This window comes from Actinophytocola algeriensis (assembly GCF_014203735.1).
GTDB lineage: Bacteria > Actinomycetota > Actinomycetes > Mycobacteriales > Pseudonocardiaceae > Actinophytocola > Actinophytocola algeriensis.
Genome location: NZ_JACHJQ010000001.1, coordinates 204,491 through 225,683, shown reverse-complemented (window position 1 = coordinate 225,683; position 21,193 = coordinate 204,491). Strand labels below are relative to the sequence as shown.

Genomic DNA, 21,193 nt, shown 5'->3' with positions numbered 1-21,193 from the left:
TGCTCGCCCCGCTGGCGACGCCAGGACGGTAACCAGCCGGCGCCGGCCCCCGGCCCCTCCCGGCAACAACCGGCCAGAACGCCATGAAGGGCACCGCCGCGGCGGTGCCCTTCATCAGTGGGTCAGCGGGTCAGAGGCCGACCTCGCCCAGCCACTCCTTGGCCACGTCCGCGTACTCCGGCTTGTCCGGGGCGTTCAGGCGGGCGTTCAGGTCGAGCAGCGTCTCCGTGTCCAGCTTCGCCGAGACCGCGTTCAGGGTCTCCTTGACCGTGTCGCTCGCCTTGTCCTTGTTGATCAGCGGGACGACGTTCTGGGCGGCGAAGTTGTTCTTCGGGTCCTCCAGCACCACCAGGTCGTTCGCCTCGATGGCGGCGTCCGTGGTGAAGATGTCGGCGGCCTGCACGGTGCCGTCGAGCAGCGCCTTCGTGGTGATGGCGCCCGGCTCCAGCGAGCTGAAGCTCTTGAACGTGCAGTTGTAGGTCTCCTTGATGCCCGGGATGCCGTCCGCGCGCTCCTGGATCTCCGGCGGCCCGCCGAACACGACCTCACCGCAGTGCGGCACCAGGTCCTCGATGGACTTCAGGTCCCACTTGTCCGCCGTCTCCCTGGTGACGACGATGGCGTCCTTGTCCTCGGCCGCCGCCTTGTCGAGCACCGTGAGGTTCTCCGGCAGGGCCGCGGGCAGCGCCGCGTACACCTCCTCGGCCTCGACCTGCGGGGCCGACTTGTCGAAGAACTGCAGCAGCACACCGGTGTACTCCGGGATCAGGTCGATCGACCCGTCCTTGAGGCCGTCCATGTACTTCTCGCGGCTGCCGAGGTCGTGCTGCCGCTCGACCGTGACGCCCTTGGCTTCGAGGGCCTGGGCGTAGATCTCGGCGAGCAGCTGGCTCTCCGGGAAGTTCGCCGAACCGACCGTGATGGTGTCGCCGGAGCCGCCCGTGGGCTGGTCCTCGGCCAGCGGGTCTTCGGAGCCGCCGCACGCGGAAACGGCCAGCGTCGCCGCCAGGGCCGTCGCCACTCCGGCGATAACGCGCTTCATCCTCTGTGTCTCCTCACGTGGACCTACCTACCAAATCCGGGGTCGGCTTGCGCCAGATGCGCGCGGTGCGCTTCCTCGTGGCAACGTTGCGCAGGCCCGGTGACACCGCCACCCGCTGCACGATCTCCAGCACACCCTCGACCACCAGCGCGAGCACCGCGATCACGATCGCGCCGGCCGCCATCTGCGGGTAGCCGTTGGGCGAGCCCGCGCCCGCGTTGTTGCCGTCGATGACGAACCGGCCGAGGCCGCCGAGCGCGACGTACGCCGCGATCGTGGCGGTCGCGATCACCTGCAGCGTCGCGGAGCGGATGCCGCCGAGGATCAGCGGGAGCGCGTTGGGCAGCTCCACCTTCCACAGCACCGTCGAGCCGCGCATGCCCATCCCGCGCGCGGCGTCCACAACGGACGCGTCGACGTTGCGGATGCCCGCGTACGTGCCCGCCAGGATCGGCGGCAGCGCCAGGATGACCAGCGCGACCACCACCGGCAGCAGCCCGACGTAGGTCAGCAGCACCAGCAGCGTCAGCAGACCCAGCTCGGGCAGCGCGCGCAGCCCGTTGGACAGGCCGGCGACGAGGAACGTGCCGCGTCCGGTGTGGCCGATGATCGCGCCGAGCGGCACCGCGATCGCCGCGGCGATGAGCACGGTCAGCGCCGTGTACCCGAGGTGCTCCAGGATGCGCGCCGGGATGCCGGTCGGCCCGCTCCAGTGCGCCGGGTCGAACAGCCAGTTCAGAGTCGAGTTCACTTGGCCGCCCCCTGCCGCACACGCGTCCACGGCGTGATGACCTTGCCCGCCAACAGCAGCAGTGCGTCGATGATCAGCGCGATGACGAGGATCAGCGCGATCGCGACGACCATCTCGACCGCGTTGTTGCGCCGGAAGCCCTCGGTGATCAGACCGCCGAGCCCGCCGATGCCGATCAGCGCGCCGACCGCGGTCAGGCTCATCGCCGACACGGCCGCCACCCGCAGGCCCGCCACGATCACCGGCACCGCGAGCGGCAGCTCGACCGCCAGGAACCGTTTGGCAGGGCGGAATCCGATGGCGGTCGCGGCCGCGGTGACCTCACCCGGCACGGCGAGCAGCGCGTCGGTGACCGACCGGACCAGCAGCGCGATCGTGTAGATGGCGAGCGGCACCTGGACGTTCAGCGGGTCGATGATCTTCGTGCCGAGCAGCAGCGGCACCAGCGTGATCAGCGCCAGCGACGGGATCGTGTACAGCACGCCGGCGAGCGGCACGAGCACCAGCCGCACCGCGGGCCACCGGCTCGCGGCCCAGCCGAGCGGGACCGAGATGACCAGTCCGGCCAGGACCGGGAGCAGCGCCAGGTACAGGTGCTCGCCGGTGGCCTCGACGATCTTGTCGACGTTGCGCGGTAGCCACGGCCACGGCCAGTCGACGTTCACGCCGGCACCTCACCGGTCCGTCGCGCCGTGGCGAGCGCCTCGAGCACGGCCTCCGCCTTGACACTGCCCGCGACCGCGCCGTCCGCGTCGACGGCGATGCCGACCCCGGCGGGTGAGCTGAGCGCGGCGTCGAGCGCGTTGCGCAGTGACCCCGCGGTGCCCGCCGCACCGTCCACTTCGTACAGCGAACCGCCGGACACGACGTCGTCGGCGCTCGCGGCGTCCGATGTGGACCCCTGGTCGAGCCAGCCGAGCGGGCGGTTCCGCTCGTCCACCACGACGACCCAACCGGGCTCCGCCGCCGTCTCGCCGATCTTGACCGTCGCGACCGGACCGACCGGGACACCGGTGGCGGTGAGGAAGCCGAGCGCGCGGTAGCCGCGGTCGCGGCCGACGAAGGAGGACACGAAGTCGTCGGCGGGCTTGGCGAGCAGCTCCGACGGGGTCGCGTACTGCGCGAGCCTGCCGCCCACGCGGAACACCGCGACCCGGTCGCCCAGCTTGATGGCCTCGTCGATGTCGTGGGTGACGAACACGATCGTCTTGTCCAGTTCGGACTGCAGGCGCAGCAGCTGCTGCTGCAGGTCGTCCCGCACGATCGGGTCGACCGCGGAGAACGGCTCGTCCATGAGCAACACCGGCGGGTCGGCGGCGAGGGCGCGGGCCACGCCGACCCGCTGCTGCTGACCACCCGAGAGCTGCGCGGGGTACCGCTTGCCCATCTCCGTGGGCAGGCCGACCAGCTCCAGCAGCTCAGCGGCACGGGACCGGGCCGCACGCTTGTTCTTGCCGGTCAACATGGGCACGGTCGCCACGTTGTCGAGCACCGTGCGGTGCGGGAACAAACCCGCGTGCTGGATGACATAACCGATGCCGCGCCGCAGCAGCGGCGGGTCGGACTCGCGAATGTCCTTGCCGTCCAACAGGATCGTGCCGCTGGTCGGGTCGATCATGCGGTTGATCATGCGCAGCGAGGTCGTCTTGCCGCAGCCGGACGGCCCGACGAACACCGTGATCTTCCCGGCATCCACGACGAGGTCGAGACCGTCGACCGCGACCGTCCCGTCGGGATACTTCTTGGTCACGGCCTGGAACTCGATCACTGCCCCGAGACTCCTCAGGTCGAGACGGCCACCATCCGGCCGTAGGTCGCCCGACCTTAGCCCGATCCACCGACAGCGGCAGGCCATCTCACGATCTGGCGACTCCACCCGGACCAACAGTTCTAGCCCGTTCGGCGCAGCGTGACCAGATCGTCACCTGAGGGTGACTCAGGAGCCACGCGGGATGTGGACCGGTCCCATGCGGAGCAGTTCGCGGAACTCCTTCGCGGGCAGGGGTTTGGACAACAGCCAGCCCTGGTAGGCCTCGACGCCGAAGCTGCGCAGCACGTGGAACTGCGAGTCGACCTCCACACCTTCCGCCACACAGGTGCGGCCCATGGCGCGCGCCATGTCGACGAGTGCGCGCACCACCGCGAAGTCCGCGGCCTCAGTGGCCACACCGGACACGAACGCGCGGTCGATCTTGATGATCTGCGCGGGCAGTTCCTTCAACCGCGCCAGCGACGAGTACCCGGTGCCGAAATCGTCCACAGCGAACCGGACGCCGCGGTCGGCGAGCTCCGCCATCGCCTTGCGGGTGCGGGAGGGGAGGTCGATCAGCGAGGTCTCGACGAGCTCCAGGACCACGCGGTCCCATTCGATGCCGGTCTCCGCGACCGCCGCGGACACGATCTCGGTGAACTCCGGGTCGCCCGGCACGAGCCCGGCGAGGTTCACGGCGACGCCGACCTCGGCGCCCAGCACCGCACCTGCCATCATCGGCCACTTCGACGCCTCGCACAGCGCGGTCCGCAGGACCCACCGGTCCAGCTCGCGCAGCAGGTCGCCCTGTTCGGCGACCGGGAGGAACTCGCCGGGCGGCAGCATCCCGCGCTCCGGGTGCGGCCACCGGACCAGCGCCTCGGCGGACAGGATCGTCCCGTCCGGACCGACCACCGGCTGGTAGTGCAGGACCAGGCCGTCGTTCGTGATCGCGTCGCGGAGCTGGCCCTCCAGCATCATCTGGCTGTTGGCCGACGCGATCAGCGCCTCGCTCGCCAGCTGCACCCGGCCCGTGCCCTGGCGTTTCGCGTTGAACATGGCGGCGTCGGCGAACCGCAGGAGATCCGCGGCGGACGTCTCGGGCCCGGTCGGCGTCGCGGCGCCGATCGTGGCCGACACCCGCAGCAACTGCCCGCGTACCGGCACCGCCGCGCGTAAGAGCTGTGCGACGCGGTTGGCGAGGGCCTCGACCCCGCCGACCTCCTCGACGTCCGAGCAGATCACCACGTACTCGTCGCCGGACATGCGCCCGGCGGTGCACGACGGCGGCAGCCCGCGCTCCAGCCGCCGCGCGAGTGCCGTGATCAGCTCGTCGCCGACGTCGTGGCCCAGCGAGTCGTTGACCCGCTTGAAGTTGTCGACGTCGCAGAACAGCAGCGCGACCTTGTCCGCGTCCGGCCCGCCGAGCAGCTGGTTGAGCAGCTCGTTGACCGCGGCGCGGCCGGGCAGCCCGGTCAGCTCGTCGTGCGTCGCCTGGTAGCGCAGCCGTTCCGCGGTCCTGCGCCGCTCGGTCACGTCGGAGAACACCACGAGCCAGAACCGGTTGCCGTCGTCGGCCACCGACACGGTCACGTTCAGCTCGCAGTACACGGCCTTGCCGGACGCCGTCACCAGCACCCGCTGCCCGGCGCGGGTGTCGCCGTTGCGCCGGGACGCGCCGGCGAGCAGCGACTCGCCGCGGTCGGTCGGGTGGGTGAGGTCGACGGCCGCGGTGCCCCGCAACCGTTCCAGGTCCATCTGCAGCAGCCTGCACAGCGCGTCGTTGGCGTCGACGAGCCGCTCGGCCTCGTCGAACAGGCCGATGCCGACCGGCGCGATCGAGACCAGGTCGGTGAAGCGCTGCGACGAGCGCATCATGCGGGTCTCGGTGGACCGCTGCTCGGTGACGTCCTGCGCGGTGCCGATCATGATCGACGGCCGCTGCTCTGCGTCGAGCGCGTCGCCGCGGCAGCGGAACACCCGCCGCGAGCCGTCCGGCAGCACCGCGCGGTGCTCGCACTCGATCGGCCGCCCGCTCGCCGCGAGGTCCCGCCACCGCCGGTCCACCCAGGCGCGGTCGTCCGGGTGCACGAGGCTCAGGTACTCGTTGTAGGAGATCGGCGTGCTCGGCTCCACGCCGAACAGCTCGTAGAGCATCGTCGACCAGATGCACTCGCCGGTCTCGGTGTTCCACTCCCAGGTGCCCATCCTGGCCACCCGCTGCGCGTCACCGAACAGGCGGCGGTCCTGGCTGGCCCGCTGTTCGGCGACCCGGAGCTTGGTGACGTCCTGGACGGTGCCGGTGGCGCGCGCGAGCGCACCCGCCGAGTCGAACTCCGCGTGCGCGCGGATCTGGAAGACGCGCTCACCGGCGGGGTCCCGCACCTCGGCCTCGATCGGCACCGGTGGCCCGCCCGCGACCAGGCGGGCCCGGAACTCACCGAGCACCGCCTGGTCGTCGGGGTGCACCAGGCCCATCACGTCGGAGACCGTGCAGTCCTCCGGCAGGTCACACAGCTTCCGCAGGCCTTCGGAGAAGAACGCGCGGTTCGCGGCGACATCCACGCTCCACACACCGAGCTCGGCGATCCGCTCCGCGCCGTCCAGCAGCTGCGCGGCGTCCTCCCGGCTCGGCGTGACCAGGTCCACGAGCGGTAGCGCGTCCGAGGGCAGGGCCGAGCCGCCGGTCAGCCGCTCATTCGAGAGCGGGCCGGCACGCACGACATGCTCGGCCACCACGCCCATCCTCTCGCCCGCATGCCGGCGGGTCGGGCGTAGTCGCCGATCTTCCCGCCGGTGCTCAGGCTACCCCGTCTTCCTTCGCCGCACGGGCGACAGCCGCCGCCACCTCCGGCGCGACCCTCGGGTCGACCGCACTGGGCACGATGTAGTCGGCCGACAGGTCCTCGGCGGCGACCGCCGCGATGGCCTCCGCCGCCGCCAGCTTCATGTGCTCGGTGATGCGCCGCGCACCCGCGTCCAGCGCGCCGCGGAACACACCCGGGAACGCCAGTGAGTTGTTGATCTGGTTGGGGTAGTCGCTGCGCCCGGTGGCCACGACCGCGGCGTGCCTGCGTGCCACGTCGGGGAGGATCTCCGGGTCCGGGTTCGACAGCGCGAACACCGCCGAGTCGCCTGCCATGGTGGCGACCAGGTCCTCGGCGATCGTCGAGCCGGACAGCCCGACGAACACGTCGGCGCCCTTCATGGCCTCGGCGATGCCGCCACGCAGCCCGGCCTTGTTGGTGCGGGTGGCCAGCTCGGCCTTCACCGGGTTCATGCCGTCGCGGCCGTCGTGCAGGATGCCGCGCGAGTCGAGCACGGTCACGTCGCCCGCACCCGCCGACAGCAGGATGTTCGCGCACGCCACCCCGGACGCGCCCGCGCCCGCGATGACGATCCGCTGGTCGGCCATCGCCTTGTCGCGCACGGCGTTCGCGCCGCGCAGCGCGGCGAGCAGGATGATCGCGGTGCCGTGCTGGTCGTCGTGCATGACCGGGCAGTCCAGCGCCTCGATCAGCCGCTTCTCCAGCTCGAAGCAGCGCGGCGCGGCCACGTCCTCGAGGTTCACGGCGCCGAACGACGGGCGCAGGCGCACCAGCGTCTCGACGATCTCGTCCACATCGGTCGTGTCCAGCACCAGCGGGATGGAGTTCAGGCCGCCGAAGGTCTTGAACAGCGCGGCCTTGCCCTCCATCACCGGCAGCGACGCGCGCGGGCCGATGTCGCCGAGGCCGAGCACGGCGGTTCCGTCGCTCACGACGGCGACCAGGCGGGAGGTCCAGGTGTACTTGGTGACCAGCGACGCGTCCTGCGCGATCGCCCGGCTCACCTTCGCCACGCCGGGCGTGTAGGCGATGGACAGCGCACGCGAGTCGGTGATCGAACGCGGTACCGAGATGTCCAGCTTGCCGCCCTCGTGGGCCAGGAAGATCTCGTCGTCGGTGACGGGAGTGGAAAGGTCGGTGGCCAGCGGGTCGTTCACGGCAGTCATTGCGTCCCTCCTGCGGGGCGTGCGGAAGCCAGGGTTCTGGGAAGGTTGGCTCCGCTCGATCGCGGCGTGGTCGAGCATCGGTTGGGTGCACCGATGCGGCGAGACCAGGCCGGGCACGTCGGCCACCAGACGCTTGTAGGACGGGCGACCGCGGACGCTGCGGTGTCCCACAGTGTAGACAGGGCGCCTGTCGGCTGTCGCGTACCCTCCGTCACATGGAGGTTCGCGAGCTCAAGATCCCCGGCTGTTTCGAGTTCACCCCACGGTCCTTCCCGGACGAGCGCGGTGTGTTCGTGTCGCCGTACCAGGAGGAGCCGTTCGTCAAGGCCGTCGGGCACCCGCTGCGACTCGCGCAGAGCAACCACAGCAGGTCACGACGCGGCAGCGTGCGCGGTCTGCACTTCGCGGACGTACCGCCCGGGCAGGCCAAGTACGTGTACTGCCCCGCCGGTGCACTCCTCGACGTCGTCGTCGACATCCGGGCCGGCTCGCCCACCTTCGGCGTGTGGGACGCGGTCCGCCTGGACCCCGTGGACTTCCGGGCCGTCTACGTGCCGGAGGGCGTGGGTCACGCGTTCGTCGCCCTCCAGGACGACACAGTGATCTCCTACCTGTGCTCCACCCCGTACAACCCGCCGGCCGAGCACGGCATCACCCCCGTGGACCCGGCACTGGCCCTCCCCTGGCCGACGGACATCGAGCTGCTGCTGTCGGAGAAGGACACCGCCGCCCCGTCGCTCGCCGAAGCGGAACAGATCGGCCTGCTCCCCCGCTACGACGACTGCCAGGCGCGCTACCGCGAGCTGAGGAGCCTGGGCTGAGGCCACAGGCGGGCCACGACCACCCCGTGGACCAGGGCGGGCCCCAGCTCCCGTGAGTCGGTGCTGGCCACGTTGTTGTCCCCTTCGACGTGCCAGCCCGTCCCGTCGGGGCCCGCGGCTCGCTTGATCGACAACTGTCCTGGCCGCGTCACCCACGTGACCACCACCACATCACCCGTCCGAGGAGCCCGGCGGTTCCGCGCGAGGATGACGTCCCCGTCCTTCAGCGTGGGCGCCATGGAGGCCCCCCGCACCCGAATGCGCCGGTAGGGAAGCCGCCCGAGCGGGTTCATTTCGATCACCTCCGTCGTGTCGGCCCAGCGTGCCGGGAGTAGTGTCGCGGTCGTCGGAGCGTCAACCTGTTTCAGGAGGAAAGATGCGACTCCTGTCGCGCATTCTCGGCCCACGCCTGGAGGCCACCGCACACTGCGACCTTCCGTGTGGCGTGTACGACCCGGCGCAGGCCCGCATCGAGGCCGAGTCGGTGAAGGCCATCCAGCAGAAATACCAGGACAACGAGGACCCGGAGTTCCGCACGCGCGCGATCCTCATCGCCGAGCAGCGCAGCGAGCTCGTGAAGCACCACCTGTGGGTCCTGTGGACCGACTACTTCAAGCCGCCGCACTTCGAGAAGTACCCGCAGCTCCACGAGCTGGTCAACAAGGCGACCAAGGCCGCCGGCGCCGCGGGCACCAAGGGCTCCATGGACCCCGCCAAGGGCCAGGAACTCCTGGACTACATCGCCGAGATCGACAAGATCTTCTGGGAGACCAAGCAGGGCTGATCTCCACCACGCCGAAACGGCGCTGACCAGCGGAAACACGTTCCGTCGGTTGGCGTCGTTTCTCGTTGTTGGGTGACCTCTGACGGCCTGGAGACGGCCTGATCTTGGTCTGCCTAGACCTCCCCCGCTCCCTCGTACAGGCCGTCTCGTGCGCCGGGTCGGCGGTGTCAAGAGTGGTCGCTCGCGGCCATCGCGTCAGCGACGCGGAGCGCTCTTGATGCCGTCGGCCCGGCGTTCGATCATGGAGGCCGAGGGAGCTGCCCTGTGGCCCATTGCGCCGCCGGTGGTGGCGCTGCCGACCCGTGGCCGTGGGCTGCGCCGCGCAGGCCGGGCGGCGTGAGCGGAGCGGCAGCCGCCTGAGCCGCGATGGATACGGGCCACGTCGCCAACGGGACAGGCAGCGCGCGCCGCCACCGGCGGCGCCTTGATCCCATAGAGCCAAGTTCAGCAACAGGCAAACGAGACGGGATGCTCTTCGCAGCCACGCAAGCTGGTGATCGCACACAGGCTGATCGGGGCCGACGCCGAGCAAGGCTCCATCGTTGTAGCATAAACCTCGTGAACGCGACGATGGTGCCTTATGCCCAAAAGATGTCGGAGAATGCACTCCGACTCAATGCCATCTGTCCGTATTACACCATGTTTCCAATCGATTTCCCCCTCGAACAGCTCGCCGCAAAACCGGACACTACTCGTGTACTCGACCCTTTCTGCGGCAGAGGTACGACACTCTACGCTGCCCGCCTACTGGGAATACCATCAGTGGGGATTGACATTAATCCGGTGGCTGTAGCGATAACGCAGGCGAAGCTTACTCAAGTGACACCTCAGGCTGTCATACGTTTGGCTCGTCAAATTCTTCGTACAGAAGAGCACGACAACGTGCCGACGGGTGAATTCTGGCAATGGTGCTACGAACGCGAAACTCTCCGCGAGATCGTCACATTGCGAACGCGACTTATGAGTCTAGCTACTCCAACTGCCGCAATGCTCCGAGCCGTCATTCTCGGCATTCTGCATGGCCCACAAAACAAGGGGCTTCCATCTTATCTTTCCAATCAGATGCCACGAACTTACGCGTCAAAGCCAGCGTATGCCGTGAAGTTTTGGAAGACTCGAAATATGACTCCGGTACGCATACCCACATTGGACGTGATCACAAGGCGCGTTAACCGACTACTGGAAGCATCACCGATTGCAAGCGGCGGTCGAGTACACCTAGGAGATTCCGTCGAGAAACTCGGCGAACTGCAACAGAAGTTTGACCTAGTGGTCACATCGCCTCCTTATTACGGTATGCGCACCTACGTCGCGGATCAATGGTTGCGATCCTGGTTCATAGGCGGACCATCAGAGGTGGCATACGGCACCAACGGACAGATTGCCCGTCAGCCGAATAAGGACTCATTCATCCAAGCTCTGGCTGACGTATGGTCCGCAACTGCTCGCCGCTGCAAACCGAACGCTAGATTAGCAATACGATTTGGCGCCATACCATCAGCGCGCACGGATCCCGAAGAAATGATCTCTGAAACTATCGCACGCTCAGAAGCTGCGTGGGAAATTAAGGATATTCGACCAGCTGGCATCTCACCAAAACGCGCAAGGCAGGCTGAACAGTTCGGCAGAGCCGGGTCGGCTATTGATGAGGTCGATATAGTTGCGGAACTGACTGGTCGACGCTCACGCACCCTGGGAGCCCAGGAAGTTCTCGATATCCGAACGTGAACAGAGGACGGCATGGAGTCTGAGGATCCGGATAAACTGAAGGTGTCTCCTCTACCCGGAGAGACAATTGATGCACTGAAGCCGAATGACTTCCCATCCATGTCTGATGCGGAATTAAATAAGCGGTACGTCTCAGAGGGCGTTCGCATCGTCGTTGAACAGGCACGGTATCCGCTGAATCAAATCTTGGGCATGTTCACGGACACGTTCGAAACAGAATCAGGGAAGACAGTAGCGAAGTACAGACGGGATCCGGAGTACCAGCGTCGTCACCGCTGGGACAATGGCCGCAAGTCCCGCCTGATTGAATCATTCTTAATGAACGTCCCAGTGCCGCCGGTGTTTCTGTATGAGTACGAACTTGCCCGCTTCGAGGTTATGGACGGTCGTCAGCGCTTGACAGCCCTGATGGACTTCTACAGCAATAAACTAGCACTGACAGAGCTCCAGCACTGGCCACAACTCAACGGTCGGACATACTCCACTCTTCCTGCTTCAATTCGTGACGGCATCGACCGGCGTTATCTATCATCAATTATCCTTTTGAACGAAACCGCCGCGACAGACGAGCAGGCCGCCTTTCTAAAGAAACTAGTCTTTGAAAGGTTGAACTCCGGCGGAGTTCGGCTTAGCGGACAAGAAACGCGCAATGCCGTCTACGATGGACCACTAAACAATCTCTGTATCGAACTATCTGAAACTATAGAACTGCGAACAATGCTAGGAACTCCGCGAAAATCGGAGGAGCTTATCGCTTCGACTCGGACAGAAGATGTTGACGACCCAGAATTAACAGACCTTGAGCCTGACTCTGACGGAGTCAAAGTTACACCTCTCGGCCGCAAGATGTACGAATCAATGGAAGACGTGGAGCTGGTGCTTCGATTCTTTGCCTATCGACATCTTGACAAATTCTCCCAAGGCCTCAATCGCATCACTGATTTTCTCGATGAGTTCTTAATAAAGGGAAACAACTTCCCTCCCGCAACCCTCGAATCTTACCGCGGACTGTTCCTAGTCAACATCAGATTTTGGCATCAGATCGGCGGAGCAAGTGCGTTCCGAGTCGAGGGCAGCAAACGCCACTTTAGCAAAATTGCATTCGACGCGCTTATGTACGCAAGCTCTGCCCTTGACGATAGTCAGAGGGCCACGCTTTTGGGCGAACCTGATCGTGTTCGCACCGCATTAGAAACGATGTATGACGAACACGGCGCAACTTTTGGCGGGCGAAGGACTAATACAACAGACGCTCACGCAAGGAACAGGTACGCGATAGATGCCCTCACTGCAGCTCTGGCAGCTCAGAGTTAGGCAGCGATCTCATGTTGCCGCAATACAGCGTCCTCGCCGCAGATCTCGATCGGATTCGGCGGTTTCTCTCGGCCACTCCCGAGGAACAGCAGACGGTTGATCAGCGTAGATTTGCCTACATCGCGTGCATCTCCGCCTTATACTCGTCGTTTGAGCGTTTCGCCGAGCGCACAGCTTTCGAATTCGGCAAGCTGATACTGGCCAACCCCTCCAACATTTCAAATGAGCAGTTCTTGACCTTGCGTAAACGCTACGTTAGAAATGCCTCGGTGCTCCTTGGGCAGGCCTTGGGAACCGGAAGATATCAGGAGGTCACCGAGCTAGACGTCGCAAAGAGTCTAACGTCCTTTTTGAATAATTCGAGTCAGTCACTTGACCTAAGACTTGAGCTTATCGCGCTTCACAACTCGAACCTTCGCTGGGATGCCTTCCTTGAACTGTTTCGGTGGGCGGCAGCAGATTTGCCGAGCAATATTATAAATTCGGACGCCGTGAAAAAGTGGATGTCACTCAATTCGGACGCAACTGACGACACGCTCACGGAGGTACTCAAAAGTGAACTGAGCGACTTGGTCGAACGGCGCAACGAGGTTGCCCATCGGGGCATACCCGGCGAGATCATATCTTATGATCGACTACGCGATAAGGTCAACTACGTGGAAGCCATTTCCCTGGGACTAGTGGCAAGTCTGGCTAGACCCTTACTGGCGACTGCGATCGAAAATGGAAAGAGCAGCCTATTGGGCACCCCTCGTGAATACTTTAAGAAAAAAAGAGTGGTGATAATCCCATCACTCGAATCAGCTGTTGCCGAAGGCGACTCTATTTTACTCCCGGGGGTACACGCCACTCGTTGGGGTCGAGTATTAACGGTCAAGGTAGACGACCAACGCGTGCCGCGAGCCGAGAAGGGAACCGAAGTCGGTCTTCTTCTTGATTTCGCAGCATGGAACGGGACGCCGTTGCATGTTTGGAACACTCCTGACCCGAGCCTGAGCGATCCGCCTGCGGAACTCTTCGGCAAGTGGGGTCCCTTGCAGCCGGGCTCGTAGTGATCAAGCTGCAGCACCGATAAGGTAGCGCCATGGGTGATCTTGTGGCGTGGGCCCGCAAGCAAGCGTTGACCTTGCTAGAGCCAGAACTTCCACGTCGGTGGTCACATGTTCAGGGCGTCGCCGACCGCGCTTGTGTCGCAGCACCTACGTTCACCGACCTCGACGGCCAACTGCTGACAGCATCTGCCGTTCTCCACGACATCGGCTACTCCCCTGAGATCGCCAAAACCGGGTTTCACCCGCTCGACGGGGCCCGGGCCCTGCGTGACTCCGCCGTCGACAAGCGTCTCGTCGCATTAGTAGCCCACCATTCCTGCGCATATCGAGAGGCCGAGTTGCGCGGCCTGTCGGCCGAGTTGGCGGAATGGATTGACGAAGAAACGCCCCTCCGGGATGCGTTGTGGTGGGCTGACATGACCACATCGCCCGACGGTAAACCAGTCGCTTTTGATGAGCGGCTCAAGGAGATCCAAGAGCGGTATGGGCCGCAGGATGTGGTGACGTTCTTCATCCGACAGGCCGAGCCTGAGTTGCGTGGTGCGGTGGAGCGGACGGAGACGCGGTTGCGGGCTGCGGGGATCTCCTACGAGTAGTAGGGCTCGCTGCGGTTGTCCAGGCCGTGCTGGATGCGCCGTCGGATGGACGGGTGGATGTTCAGGCCGTCCAGGTCCGCGGGTGCTACCCACAGCACCTCTTTGGACTCGTTGCTCGTCCGTAGCTCGCCGCCTGTTGGGTCGGCTCGGAAGCAGATCGAGAACTCTTGGCGGACCTCGCCGTCGGTGAACTCGATGACGTGCTCGGGGTCGCTGTAGACGCCGATTAGGCCCGTGACCTCGACCGCGATGCCGGTCTCTTCCATGACCTCGCGCTGCACTGTCTGGGTCAGCGTCTCACCCAGCTCCAGTGCTCCGCCGGGGATGGCGTACAGGTCGTTGTCGGTGCGGCGGATGAGCAGTAGCCGGCCGGACTCGTCCTGGATGAACGCGGTTACGGCTACCACGATGCTGTTCGCGGCTGGCGCTTCTGAGCTGCGGTAATGGTCGATGCGGGCCATGGTCCCTGCCTACCACTTCGGCGGCTTGGCTGCGTTCCACACGGCGTCGAAGCTCTCCGAGTACGTCTCGAACAGGTCGCCACCCGCCAGCCTGCGCAGGTGCAGCAGCGGGGCGTGAGCTGCCATGAAGCCGTAGACGTGGGTGTTGACGAGCATGTCGTCGTCGTAGCGGTAGATCGAGTTGTACAGCGTGGTGCCGTGGCTGCGGATCGTCACGTTGGGTACGCCGTCCAGCGGTTTGAAGAACGCCAGCCCGTTGCGGACCTTGGCCGCGAGGGTGCCCTTGCCGATGCCTTCTTCATCGCTGCGGCGGGCTACTGCTCGGCTGGCCGGGTCGCCGGTCAGAATCCGGACCTTCACGCCCTGTTCGGCCTTCGCCCGCAGCTTCTTGATCAGGGTCGGGTTGTCGGTCAGGAACATGCCCGAGTAGTTCAGCATCTCGATGTGCTCCATGGCCCCATCGAGGAGGCGTTCCCACAGGTCAGCAGGCACTGAGTGGCGGTGTGGGTAGACCTTGACCACCTCGGACTCGGCGATCTCGGCCTTGCGTTCCGGCGCGATGGCGTCGGGCCACAGGTAGTTCTCGGACTCGCGGACCATGACGGCGATGGCTCGGCGGTGGCGGGGGTAGGGCAGGCGGCCTTTGGTGATCCAGCGCTCGACGGTCTTGGGGTCGACAGTGGTCACCTTGGCGACCTGGTCGAGGTCCAGACCGTTGCGTAGTAGCGCGTCGCGGAGGCGTTCGTTCGTCATTCTGGCCGGTTTTCCCAGGTGAGTTGACGGCTAGGGACGTCTTCAAGGTAGCAGGGACGTCCGCAGATGTCCTGCTGTGCGGTGTGCCCGTCCTCCCGTTTTGACGACATTGGGTAGTGCCCGGAACACGCCGGGCTCTACACAGGAGGCAGACATGCCACTCATCCCGACCCGCTTCCCGGTCGAGTTCGGTGAGGTCTTCCCGTTCGGGGCGTTCGTGCTCGGCGTCGAACCGTCCATGGCGTTCTCGGCCGACCCCTCCGCACCGAAGCAGCAGGAGCGAGACAAGGAGACCGGACAGCTCGTGTGGACAGTCCGCGCGCTGGACGCCAACGAGGAAGCCGCCCGGTTCGGCGCCGAGTTCAAGGTCAAGATCGCGGCCGATCACCAGCCGGTGCCGCCCGCGAAGCTCGCCGGGTTCCCGTTCGCACCGGTCGAGTTCGACGGGTTGACCATCACCCCGTACGCGAACAACAAGGGCCGGATCGCGCACAGCTTCCGCGCCTCGGGCCTGCGCGCACCGGCAGGTGCGGGACGCGGCAAGCCTGCGGCCGAGAAGTCCGCGGCGTGAGCGCCGGAGGAACCGCGGTGCGCGACGTCGTGCAGGTACACATCACCGCTGACCTGCCGATCCGCTCACGGACACTCGCCTACGCGGACCGGGTCGAGATCCGCCTGGGCAAGGCGTTCCCCGTCGCGCTCATCATCGACCGGCCCGTATTGGCCCAGCTCAGTGACGCGCTCGCAGCCGGTCGGGCGGAGCTGGAACAAGCCGACAAGAAGAAAGAGCAGGGCTGAGTCATGGGATTCAACGTGACGTGCACCCCGGGCAAGAAGGCCGCGGCTGCGTTTATGCGGGTGACCGAGCACCTGCCAGCCTTGGTCGTATACCTGGACCCGGTCAACGTCGCCATCCAGCTGCCGCCCTTCCCCGGCGGAGACGTGGTCCTGGCGAACTTCTGCCGCGAGCTGGCACGCGAGGCCGCCAAGCTAGCCGCTGAGATCGACCCGGATGGTGAGGCGGCTCCGCCGGAGCGTGGTCCTCGGCATCGGTTGGTGACCGGCGACTTCGGTGACTCGGGTGGTGGGTTCTGATGGGCTGCCAGCAGGTAGCGCCGTTGTCGTTGTTTGAGGCGCATGAGGCGTTGTGGCAGCGGCGGCCCAGCCACGACGCTGCTCCGGCTGAGTGGATCGCGTTTCACCGGCGCAGTGCGGAGGTGTACGCGGCGGCGGCGAAGGTCGATGTCCCGAATCGGGGGGAGGCGTCGCAGTACGCGGCGTTCGCGATCCGTCGTGCGCGGGAGATCGAGGACCGTCTCGACCCGGCGCTCGACGATGAGCCCTGAGGCAGGCGGGGGTTGTTGGTGGAGTCTCAGGGGACGGTCGTCGACCTTCTGGATATTGAGGATGAGGCGACTGCTAATGCGATCGCTCGGGCGTTGGGTGATGAGTTGCGTCGTGGGCGTGAGGCGCGGGGATGGTCGCGGGCGTGGTTCGTGAAGCGTCTGCCGTCGCGGATCGGTGATCGGACGTTGCTGGCGTATGAGCATGGGATGCGGCAGCTCACCGTGTTGCGGTTGGTGGAGTTGGCTGAGGGGCTGGAGGTGCCCGCGTCGGTGATTCTCGGGCAGGCGTTGCAGCGGGCGCGGCTCACTCTGCACAACCTGGTGCTGCGGGTGGATCTGCGGCAGCTGCTCCAGGGTGACAACAACAACTACCGGGTGCTGTTCCCCTGGGCGCGTAACCGGCTCAACAGCAGCACGAACGGCGTGATCGAGGTGACACCGACAGGTGTCCAGGAGCTAGCCGCGTTCATCGGCCGCACACCAGCGGAGCTGGCGACCCACCTCTCACAGTTCACACCCGACGTCCCCGTCGAGGAGGTGATGTCCCTCCCCATATAGGGGCATACACGCAGCTGTCACAAATCTGAACGCACCGGGCACATGTCCGGTGCGGCGATGACGCGCGCATTCATTGTGCCGCAATGACTTCGTATAGACGCAGAAGCGGAACTTCTGGCTACCAACCTGTTTCCGCTCCTGCGCTGCTCACCCCGGAAGGTAAGCAATGACCAGGCTAGAACCAACCCATATCCAGGCGCCAGTAGGGGTCACCCGAACGCGCTGCCAGAAGTGCCGCCGGTTCGCCCGGCTGCTGCCCAGCGACACACTCTGCGGCCGCTGCGCCGGAACCCTGCCGCTCGACTTCGGGCGGGGTGAGCGTCGATGACCGCGCAGGCGCTCGGAACGCTCGTCTTGGCCGGTGGCGCGATCGGGGTCCTCGTCTGGCTGGTGAACAAGATCGGTCGTGCACTGACGGCGGTACTGGAAGCCCTCGCAACGGTCACGATGGTGCTCGTGGCTGTGTGGCTGCTGGTCAAGACCGTCTATGTGGCAGTCAAAGCCGCGGTGACCCACTGGCGGACCACGCTCGGCGGAGCCCTTCTCACCCTGTGCTTGTGGTGGTGGGGCTGGATTCCGGTTGTTGGCGCGATCGTCGCCGTCGCGGGGATTCTGGCAGTGTGGCGGTGGCGTCATCGTCTCTCGTTCGAGACGCGGGTTGGTCGGTGGTTGCGGTCGTGGTGGCAGCGCTGGGCGGTGTACGCGCGGAAGCTGCCGGGCTGGTTGCGGGCCTGCGGGCTAACAGTTTCGGATGCGGACCGGCCGATCGTGGTCACCGCGAACCCGTTGGGCCGCAACAAGGTCCGGCGTCAGCCCAAACAGCGGGCCGATCAAGTACCGCGTGTGTTGCGGGTGCGGTCGGGGGCGTCGTGGGATGAGGTGCGGGTGCGGCTCGTGCCCGGTCAGAAACCCGAGGACTTCGACGACGCCGCTCGTGCGCTGGCGGTGGCTCGCGGGGTGGCGCGGTGCCAGGTGCGGGAACTGTCACCGAACGTGGTGTCGATCGACTTCCAGCGCCGCAATCTCCTCGCGGACACCGTGGACTGCCTCGACCTCGCCGACCTGACCGCCATGCCCGGCACCGACGTCGACCTGGCGAAGGTGTGGAGCGGGCGGACCGATTACGGCGTGGACTGGCACCAGTCCCTCACCGGCTCACACACCCTCCACGCCGGGGTGACAGGTGCGGGCAAGGGCGCGCAGATGTGGTGCCCGCTCGTCTCGATCGCCCCCGCCATCCGGGACGGCCTGGTCCGGGTCTCCGGCATCGACCCCAAGGGGATGGAGCTGGCGTACGGCCGCCGGATCTTCCACCGCTACGCCGTCACCGGCAAAGACGCCCTGGCCCTGCTGGACGACCTCATCGGCGTGATGGACCGGCGCAAGGCCGAGTTCGCCGGACGGCTGCGGTCCGTGCCGATCTCGCGGGAACACCCGCTAGAGATCGTGGAGTTCGACGAGATCGGCGCGTTGATCCGCTACATCGGCGACCGCAAACTACGCGAAGCGATCACCGAACGGGTAGCGCTCCTGACCACCCAAGGGCGGGCGCTGGGCTGCACCGTCCGCGGCTACGTCCAGGAACCCACCAAAGACACCGTCCCGGTACGGGAACTGTTCCCCCGCCGCATCTGCCTCCGGGTGGCGACCAAGTCCCATGTCGGCATGGTCCTCGGCGACCAAGCCTACGAACGCGGCGCGTGGGCCAACCGCATCGGCGAGAACGAACCCGGTGTCGGTTACCTGTTCGGCGAAGGCATCCGCGAACCCCTGCGCATACGCGGCGGCTGGGTACCCGACGAGACGATCAAAGACCTCGAAGCCTTCGTCACCGGCACCACTCCGCCCAGTCGACCCGGCACGATCCACACCTTCCCCAACGTACGTAGCGCACGCGACAACGCGCCCGGCGGCGCGGCCTAACCCCCTTGTCCTGAAAGGACTTCTCGCAATGAACGCTGCCCTGACCAAGCCGTCCACCATGGACTCGTTGATCGGCGCATACCGGTCCCACGTCCTCGGCCGCAACCTGCCCGACCCCGCATCCCTCGACTTCACGCCATCGACGCGGTTGATCATGGTGCAGCCCTCCGGCGGCCTCGACCTGTCCTCCCGGCTCGGCGGCCTCCTCGTCTGGGCCTACACCCTGACCGACCTGACCGCCTCGTGGACACACACCGCGGATGACCGCCTGCACGTCGGTGTGAACGGCCGAACCGCCGGCGGCGCCCGCATCACGGTCTACAGCGGCGGCCCCTTCGCCGAATGTTGTGGGCTCGTTCCTCTCGCCCACGACCAGCGCGAAGGCGTGTCCCTCGACGAGCTGTACACCCTCGTCGGCCTGCTCCGTGAGCACGGGCAGCACGAACGGGAGGTGGCCTGATGACCGCAGTCACCCGCGCGGAGCGGATGAAACAACCCCTCGCAGCCGACGTGATCACCGCGACCGCTGAGCAGCACGGCGTCTGTGTCCGGCCCTTCACCATGGAAGTCGGCGACCTGGACACCGGCGAACTCCGCTACGTCCCCGTCCCGTGCGGCTCGACCGTGGAGTCGGTCTGCGGACCATGCGCTCGGAAAGCTCGGGCGCTGCGGATGGCCCAGTGCCGCGAAGGCTGGCACATGGCTGACGAGCCGGACTTCACCCCGGACGAGCCCAGCGACGACCACACAGCGCTCCTCGAACTGCGCGCGGACCTGGTGGTCGCTTACCAGCAAGCCGCGGTGACCGGTGAGGTCGAAGCCGACGAGCTGCGCGACGAGATCCGCTCGGTCGACGAGGAACTTCGGCAACTCGGGATGCGGGGTCGGCTGCCCAATCCCGACGGGCCGCAGCAGAGGTCGCCGAAGCGGTCCACCAAGCGACGGCAGGACGCTCCCGAGCTGCCTCGGCGTCGGGTGGAGAAGCGGACCGTGGGCCGTGAGTACGCGGGACGGTTCCGGCCGTCCATGTTCGTCACGCTCACCCTCGACAGCTACGGCCGCGTCCGCGTCCGCGACGACGGCACCCCCGTCGACCCATCGACCTACGACTACCGGCGCGCGGCTCGGGACGCGGTCCACTTCGCCGCACTCGTCGACCGGTGGTGGCAGAACCTCCGCCGCGTCGTCGGCTGGGACGTGCAGTACTTCGCCACGGTTGAACCTCAGAAACGCTGCACACCGCACCTGCACGCGGCTCTCCGTGGATCAGTACCTCATGAAGTACTGAGGCAGGTCACCGCAGCCACCTATCACCAGGTGTGGTGGCCTGCGCATGACGAGCTGGTCTACGACGGCAACCACCTGCCTGTGTGGGACGGCGAACGGTTCGTCGACCCCGGCACCCGACAACCGCTCACCGCTTGGACCGATGCGGTGGACGAGCTGGACGAGCCCGCACACGTCGTCTCGTTCGGGCAGCAGGTCCACTCCAAAGGCATCCTCGGCGGCTCAGATGAAGCCGGACGACACATCGGCTACCTCACCAAGTACCTCACCAAATCCACCGGTGAGGTCATCGAAGCCACCACCGAACGTCAACGCCAGCATCACGACCGGCTGCATGACGAGCTGCGGGTCACACCGTGCTCACCGCGCTGCGCGGTCTGGCTGCTATATGGCGTCGAGCCGATGGGCACCAACTCCCGCACCCACCCGGGCCACTGCAAGGGGCGGGCACACCGAAGCACCACCCTCGGACTCCCAGGGCGGCGCGTCCTCGTGTCCCGGAAGTGGTCCGGCAAGACGCTCGCCGACCACCGAGCAGCCCGCAAGGCATTCGTCCTGGAATCGCTCGCAGCCGTGGGCATCACCAAGGAAGAACCAGACTCGTCACGGCAGGTCTGGCACAAGGTCCAACCCGGCGACCCCAACCTCCCGCCCCGCGACCACCTGCTCATGCACGCAATCGCCGAACGAATCAAGTGGAGAGCCGAGTACGACAAGGCGCTACTCGCGGCGGCCGAACCATCGGCCGATCTTTCGGCAACTCGGCGGGTGGTGGCCGCATGACCAAGTTCGAGCCCTTGTGGGGCGTGGAAGAACTGTCCGAGTACCTCGGCATCCCGGTCCAGACGATCCGTGGATGGCGCACGAAGAACTACGGGCCACCGGCTCGCAAGATCGGTAAGCACCTTCGATACGACCCGGCCAAGGTGCGCGACTGGCTTGAGCAAGATCTCGCCGCTTGAACTTTCGGCAATTCCTACTGAGGGAGAAGCCTGTCCATGGCACACATTCAAGACCGTTGGTACAACGAGGT

At 66.1% G+C, this 21,193-nt stretch carries 24 protein-coding genes; 15 read left to right on the top strand and 9 right to left on the bottom strand.

Annotated features, from left to right (window positions below; translation table 11 throughout):
* Positions 1-130 precede the first annotated feature (130 nt).
* The 6 genes from FHR82_RS01075 to FHR82_RS01050 all read right to left on the bottom strand — a co-directional run bounded on the left by FHR82_RS01075 (position 131) and on the right by FHR82_RS01050 (position 7,537).
* A complete protein-coding gene (locus FHR82_RS01075) occupies positions 131-1,042 on the bottom strand; it encodes an ABC transporter substrate-binding protein (protein WP_184808319.1) in 912 nt (303 codons plus the stop codon).
* Between the two features lie 13 nt (positions 1,043-1,055).
* Entirely contained in the window at positions 1,056-1,793 is a 738-nt protein-coding gene (locus FHR82_RS01070) for an ABC transporter permease (RefSeq protein WP_184808318.1), read from the bottom strand.
* A complete protein-coding gene (locus FHR82_RS01065; RefSeq protein WP_184808317.1) occupies positions 1,790-2,458 on the bottom strand; it encodes an ABC transporter permease in 669 nt (222 codons plus the stop codon). The genes FHR82_RS01070 and FHR82_RS01065 overlap by 4 nt, the downstream gene beginning before the upstream one ends.
* Positions 2,455-3,561: an ABC transporter ATP-binding protein gene (locus tag FHR82_RS01060; RefSeq protein WP_184808316.1), complete on the bottom strand. Its 1,107-nt coding sequence runs from the start codon at positions 3,559-3,561 to the stop codon at positions 2,455-2,457. Before FHR82_RS01060 ends, FHR82_RS01065 begins: the two co-directional genes overlap by 4 nt.
* A 168-nt stretch (positions 3,562-3,729) precedes the next feature.
* Entirely contained in the window at positions 3,730-6,288 is a 2,559-nt protein-coding gene (locus FHR82_RS01055; protein ID WP_184808315.1) for a sensor domain-containing protein, read from the bottom strand.
* A 55-nt stretch (positions 6,289-6,343) separates the two neighbouring features.
* On the bottom strand, positions 6,344-7,537 hold the full coding sequence (locus FHR82_RS01050) for an NAD(P)-dependent malic enzyme (RefSeq protein ID WP_184808314.1): 1,194 nt from the start codon (positions 7,535-7,537) through the stop codon (positions 6,344-6,346).
* A 215-nt stretch (positions 7,538-7,752) separates the two neighbouring features.
* Here FHR82_RS01050 and FHR82_RS01045 point away from each other — a divergent pair, with 215 nt between their 5' ends.
* Complete coding sequence (locus tag FHR82_RS01045; protein WP_184808313.1) at positions 7,753-8,358, top strand: dTDP-4-dehydrorhamnose 3,5-epimerase family protein; 606 nt, start codon at positions 7,753-7,755, stop codon at positions 8,356-8,358.
* On the opposite strand, the gene FHR82_RS01040 is transcribed toward FHR82_RS01045, so the two are convergent.
* Entirely contained in the window at positions 8,331-8,651 is a 321-nt protein-coding gene (locus FHR82_RS01040) for a S26 family signal peptidase (protein WP_184808312.1), read from the bottom strand. The genes FHR82_RS01045 and FHR82_RS01040 overlap by 28 nt on opposite strands.
* Before the next feature lie 83 nt (positions 8,652-8,734).
* On the opposite strand from FHR82_RS01040, the gene sodN reads away from it, so the two are divergent.
* The 5 genes from sodN (at position 8,735) to FHR82_RS01015 (ending at position 13,832) form a co-directional block, all read left to right on the top strand.
* A complete protein-coding gene (gene sodN / locus FHR82_RS01035; RefSeq protein ID WP_184808311.1) occupies positions 8,735-9,142 on the top strand; it encodes a superoxide dismutase, Ni in 408 nt (135 codons plus the stop codon).
* A gap of 558 nt (positions 9,143-9,700) precedes the next feature.
* The gene (locus FHR82_RS01030) at positions 9,701-10,870 is read left to right on the top strand and encodes a DNA methyltransferase (protein WP_221463243.1); all 1,170 of its coding nucleotides are present in this window, start codon (positions 9,701-9,703) and stop codon (positions 10,868-10,870) included.
* Between the two features lie 12 nt (positions 10,871-10,882).
* Complete coding sequence (locus FHR82_RS01025; protein WP_221463242.1) at positions 10,883-12,184, top strand: DUF262 domain-containing protein; 1,302 nt, start codon at positions 10,883-10,885, stop codon at positions 12,182-12,184.
* 11 nt (positions 12,185-12,195) lie between these two features.
* The gene (locus FHR82_RS01020) at positions 12,196-13,236 is read left to right on the top strand and encodes a HEPN domain-containing protein (protein WP_184808310.1); all 1,041 of its coding nucleotides are present in this window, start codon (positions 12,196-12,198) and stop codon (positions 13,234-13,236) included.
* Between the two features lie 32 nt (positions 13,237-13,268).
* Complete coding sequence (locus FHR82_RS01015) at positions 13,269-13,832, top strand: HD domain-containing protein (RefSeq protein WP_184808309.1); 564 nt, start codon at positions 13,269-13,271, stop codon at positions 13,830-13,832.
* Here FHR82_RS01015 and FHR82_RS01010 read toward each other — a convergent pair.
* Together FHR82_RS01010 and FHR82_RS01005 are read right to left on the bottom strand one after the other, a co-directional pair.
* A complete protein-coding gene (locus FHR82_RS01010; protein ID WP_184808308.1) occupies positions 13,823-14,293 on the bottom strand; it encodes an NUDIX hydrolase in 471 nt (156 codons plus the stop codon). The genes FHR82_RS01015 and FHR82_RS01010 overlap by 10 nt on opposite strands.
* A 9-nt stretch (positions 14,294-14,302) precedes the next feature.
* Positions 14,303-15,046: a DUF5919 domain-containing protein gene (locus FHR82_RS01005; RefSeq protein WP_184808307.1), complete on the bottom strand. Its 744-nt coding sequence runs from the start codon at positions 15,044-15,046 to the stop codon at positions 14,303-14,305.
* A 154-nt stretch (positions 15,047-15,200) separates the two neighbouring features.
* Between FHR82_RS01005 and FHR82_RS01000 the strand changes: the two genes are divergently transcribed.
* The 9 genes from FHR82_RS01000 (at position 15,201) to FHR82_RS00960 (ending at position 21,122) form a co-directional block, all read left to right on the top strand.
* A complete protein-coding gene (locus FHR82_RS01000; RefSeq protein WP_184808306.1) occupies positions 15,201-15,617 on the top strand; it encodes a plasmid replication, integration and excision activator in 417 nt (138 codons plus the stop codon).
* A 17-nt stretch (positions 15,618-15,634) separates the two neighbouring features.
* The gene (locus FHR82_RS00995) at positions 15,635-15,844 is read left to right on the top strand and encodes a hypothetical protein (protein ID WP_184808305.1); all 210 of its coding nucleotides are present in this window, start codon (positions 15,635-15,637) and stop codon (positions 15,842-15,844) included.
* Between the two features lie 3 nt (positions 15,845-15,847).
* The gene (locus FHR82_RS00990) at positions 15,848-16,141 is read left to right on the top strand and encodes a hypothetical protein (RefSeq protein ID WP_184808304.1); all 294 of its coding nucleotides are present in this window, start codon (positions 15,848-15,850) and stop codon (positions 16,139-16,141) included.
* Positions 16,141-16,392, top strand: coding sequence for an AMED_5909 family protein (locus FHR82_RS00985; protein WP_184808303.1), 252 nt, complete (start codon positions 16,141-16,143; stop codon positions 16,390-16,392). The genes FHR82_RS00990 and FHR82_RS00985 overlap by 1 nt, the downstream gene beginning before the upstream one ends.
* Before the next feature lie 18 nt (positions 16,393-16,410).
* Positions 16,411-16,950, top strand: coding sequence for a helix-turn-helix domain-containing protein (locus tag FHR82_RS00980; RefSeq protein ID WP_184808302.1), 540 nt, complete (start codon positions 16,411-16,413; stop codon positions 16,948-16,950).
* Positions 16,951-17,274: 324 nt separating this feature from the next.
* Complete coding sequence (locus FHR82_RS00975) at positions 17,275-18,873, top strand: FtsK/SpoIIIE domain-containing protein (RefSeq protein ID WP_184808301.1); 1,599 nt, start codon at positions 17,275-17,277, stop codon at positions 18,871-18,873.
* Positions 18,874-18,901: 28 nt separating this feature from the next.
* The gene (locus tag FHR82_RS00970) at positions 18,902-19,333 is read left to right on the top strand and encodes a hypothetical protein (protein ID WP_184808300.1); all 432 of its coding nucleotides are present in this window, start codon (positions 18,902-18,904) and stop codon (positions 19,331-19,333) included.
* The gene (locus FHR82_RS00965) at positions 19,333-20,943 is read left to right on the top strand and encodes a replication initiator (RefSeq protein WP_184808299.1); all 1,611 of its coding nucleotides are present in this window, start codon (positions 19,333-19,335) and stop codon (positions 20,941-20,943) included. Before FHR82_RS00970 ends, FHR82_RS00965 begins: the two co-directional genes overlap by 1 nt.
* Positions 20,940-21,122 carry a helix-turn-helix domain-containing protein gene (locus tag FHR82_RS00960; protein ID WP_184808298.1) on the top strand — a complete coding sequence of 61 codons (183 nt, stop codon included), beginning with the start codon at positions 20,940-20,942 and terminating at the stop codon, positions 21,120-21,122. The genes FHR82_RS00965 and FHR82_RS00960 overlap by 4 nt, the downstream gene beginning before the upstream one ends.
* Positions 21,123-21,193 lie beyond the last annotated feature (71 nt).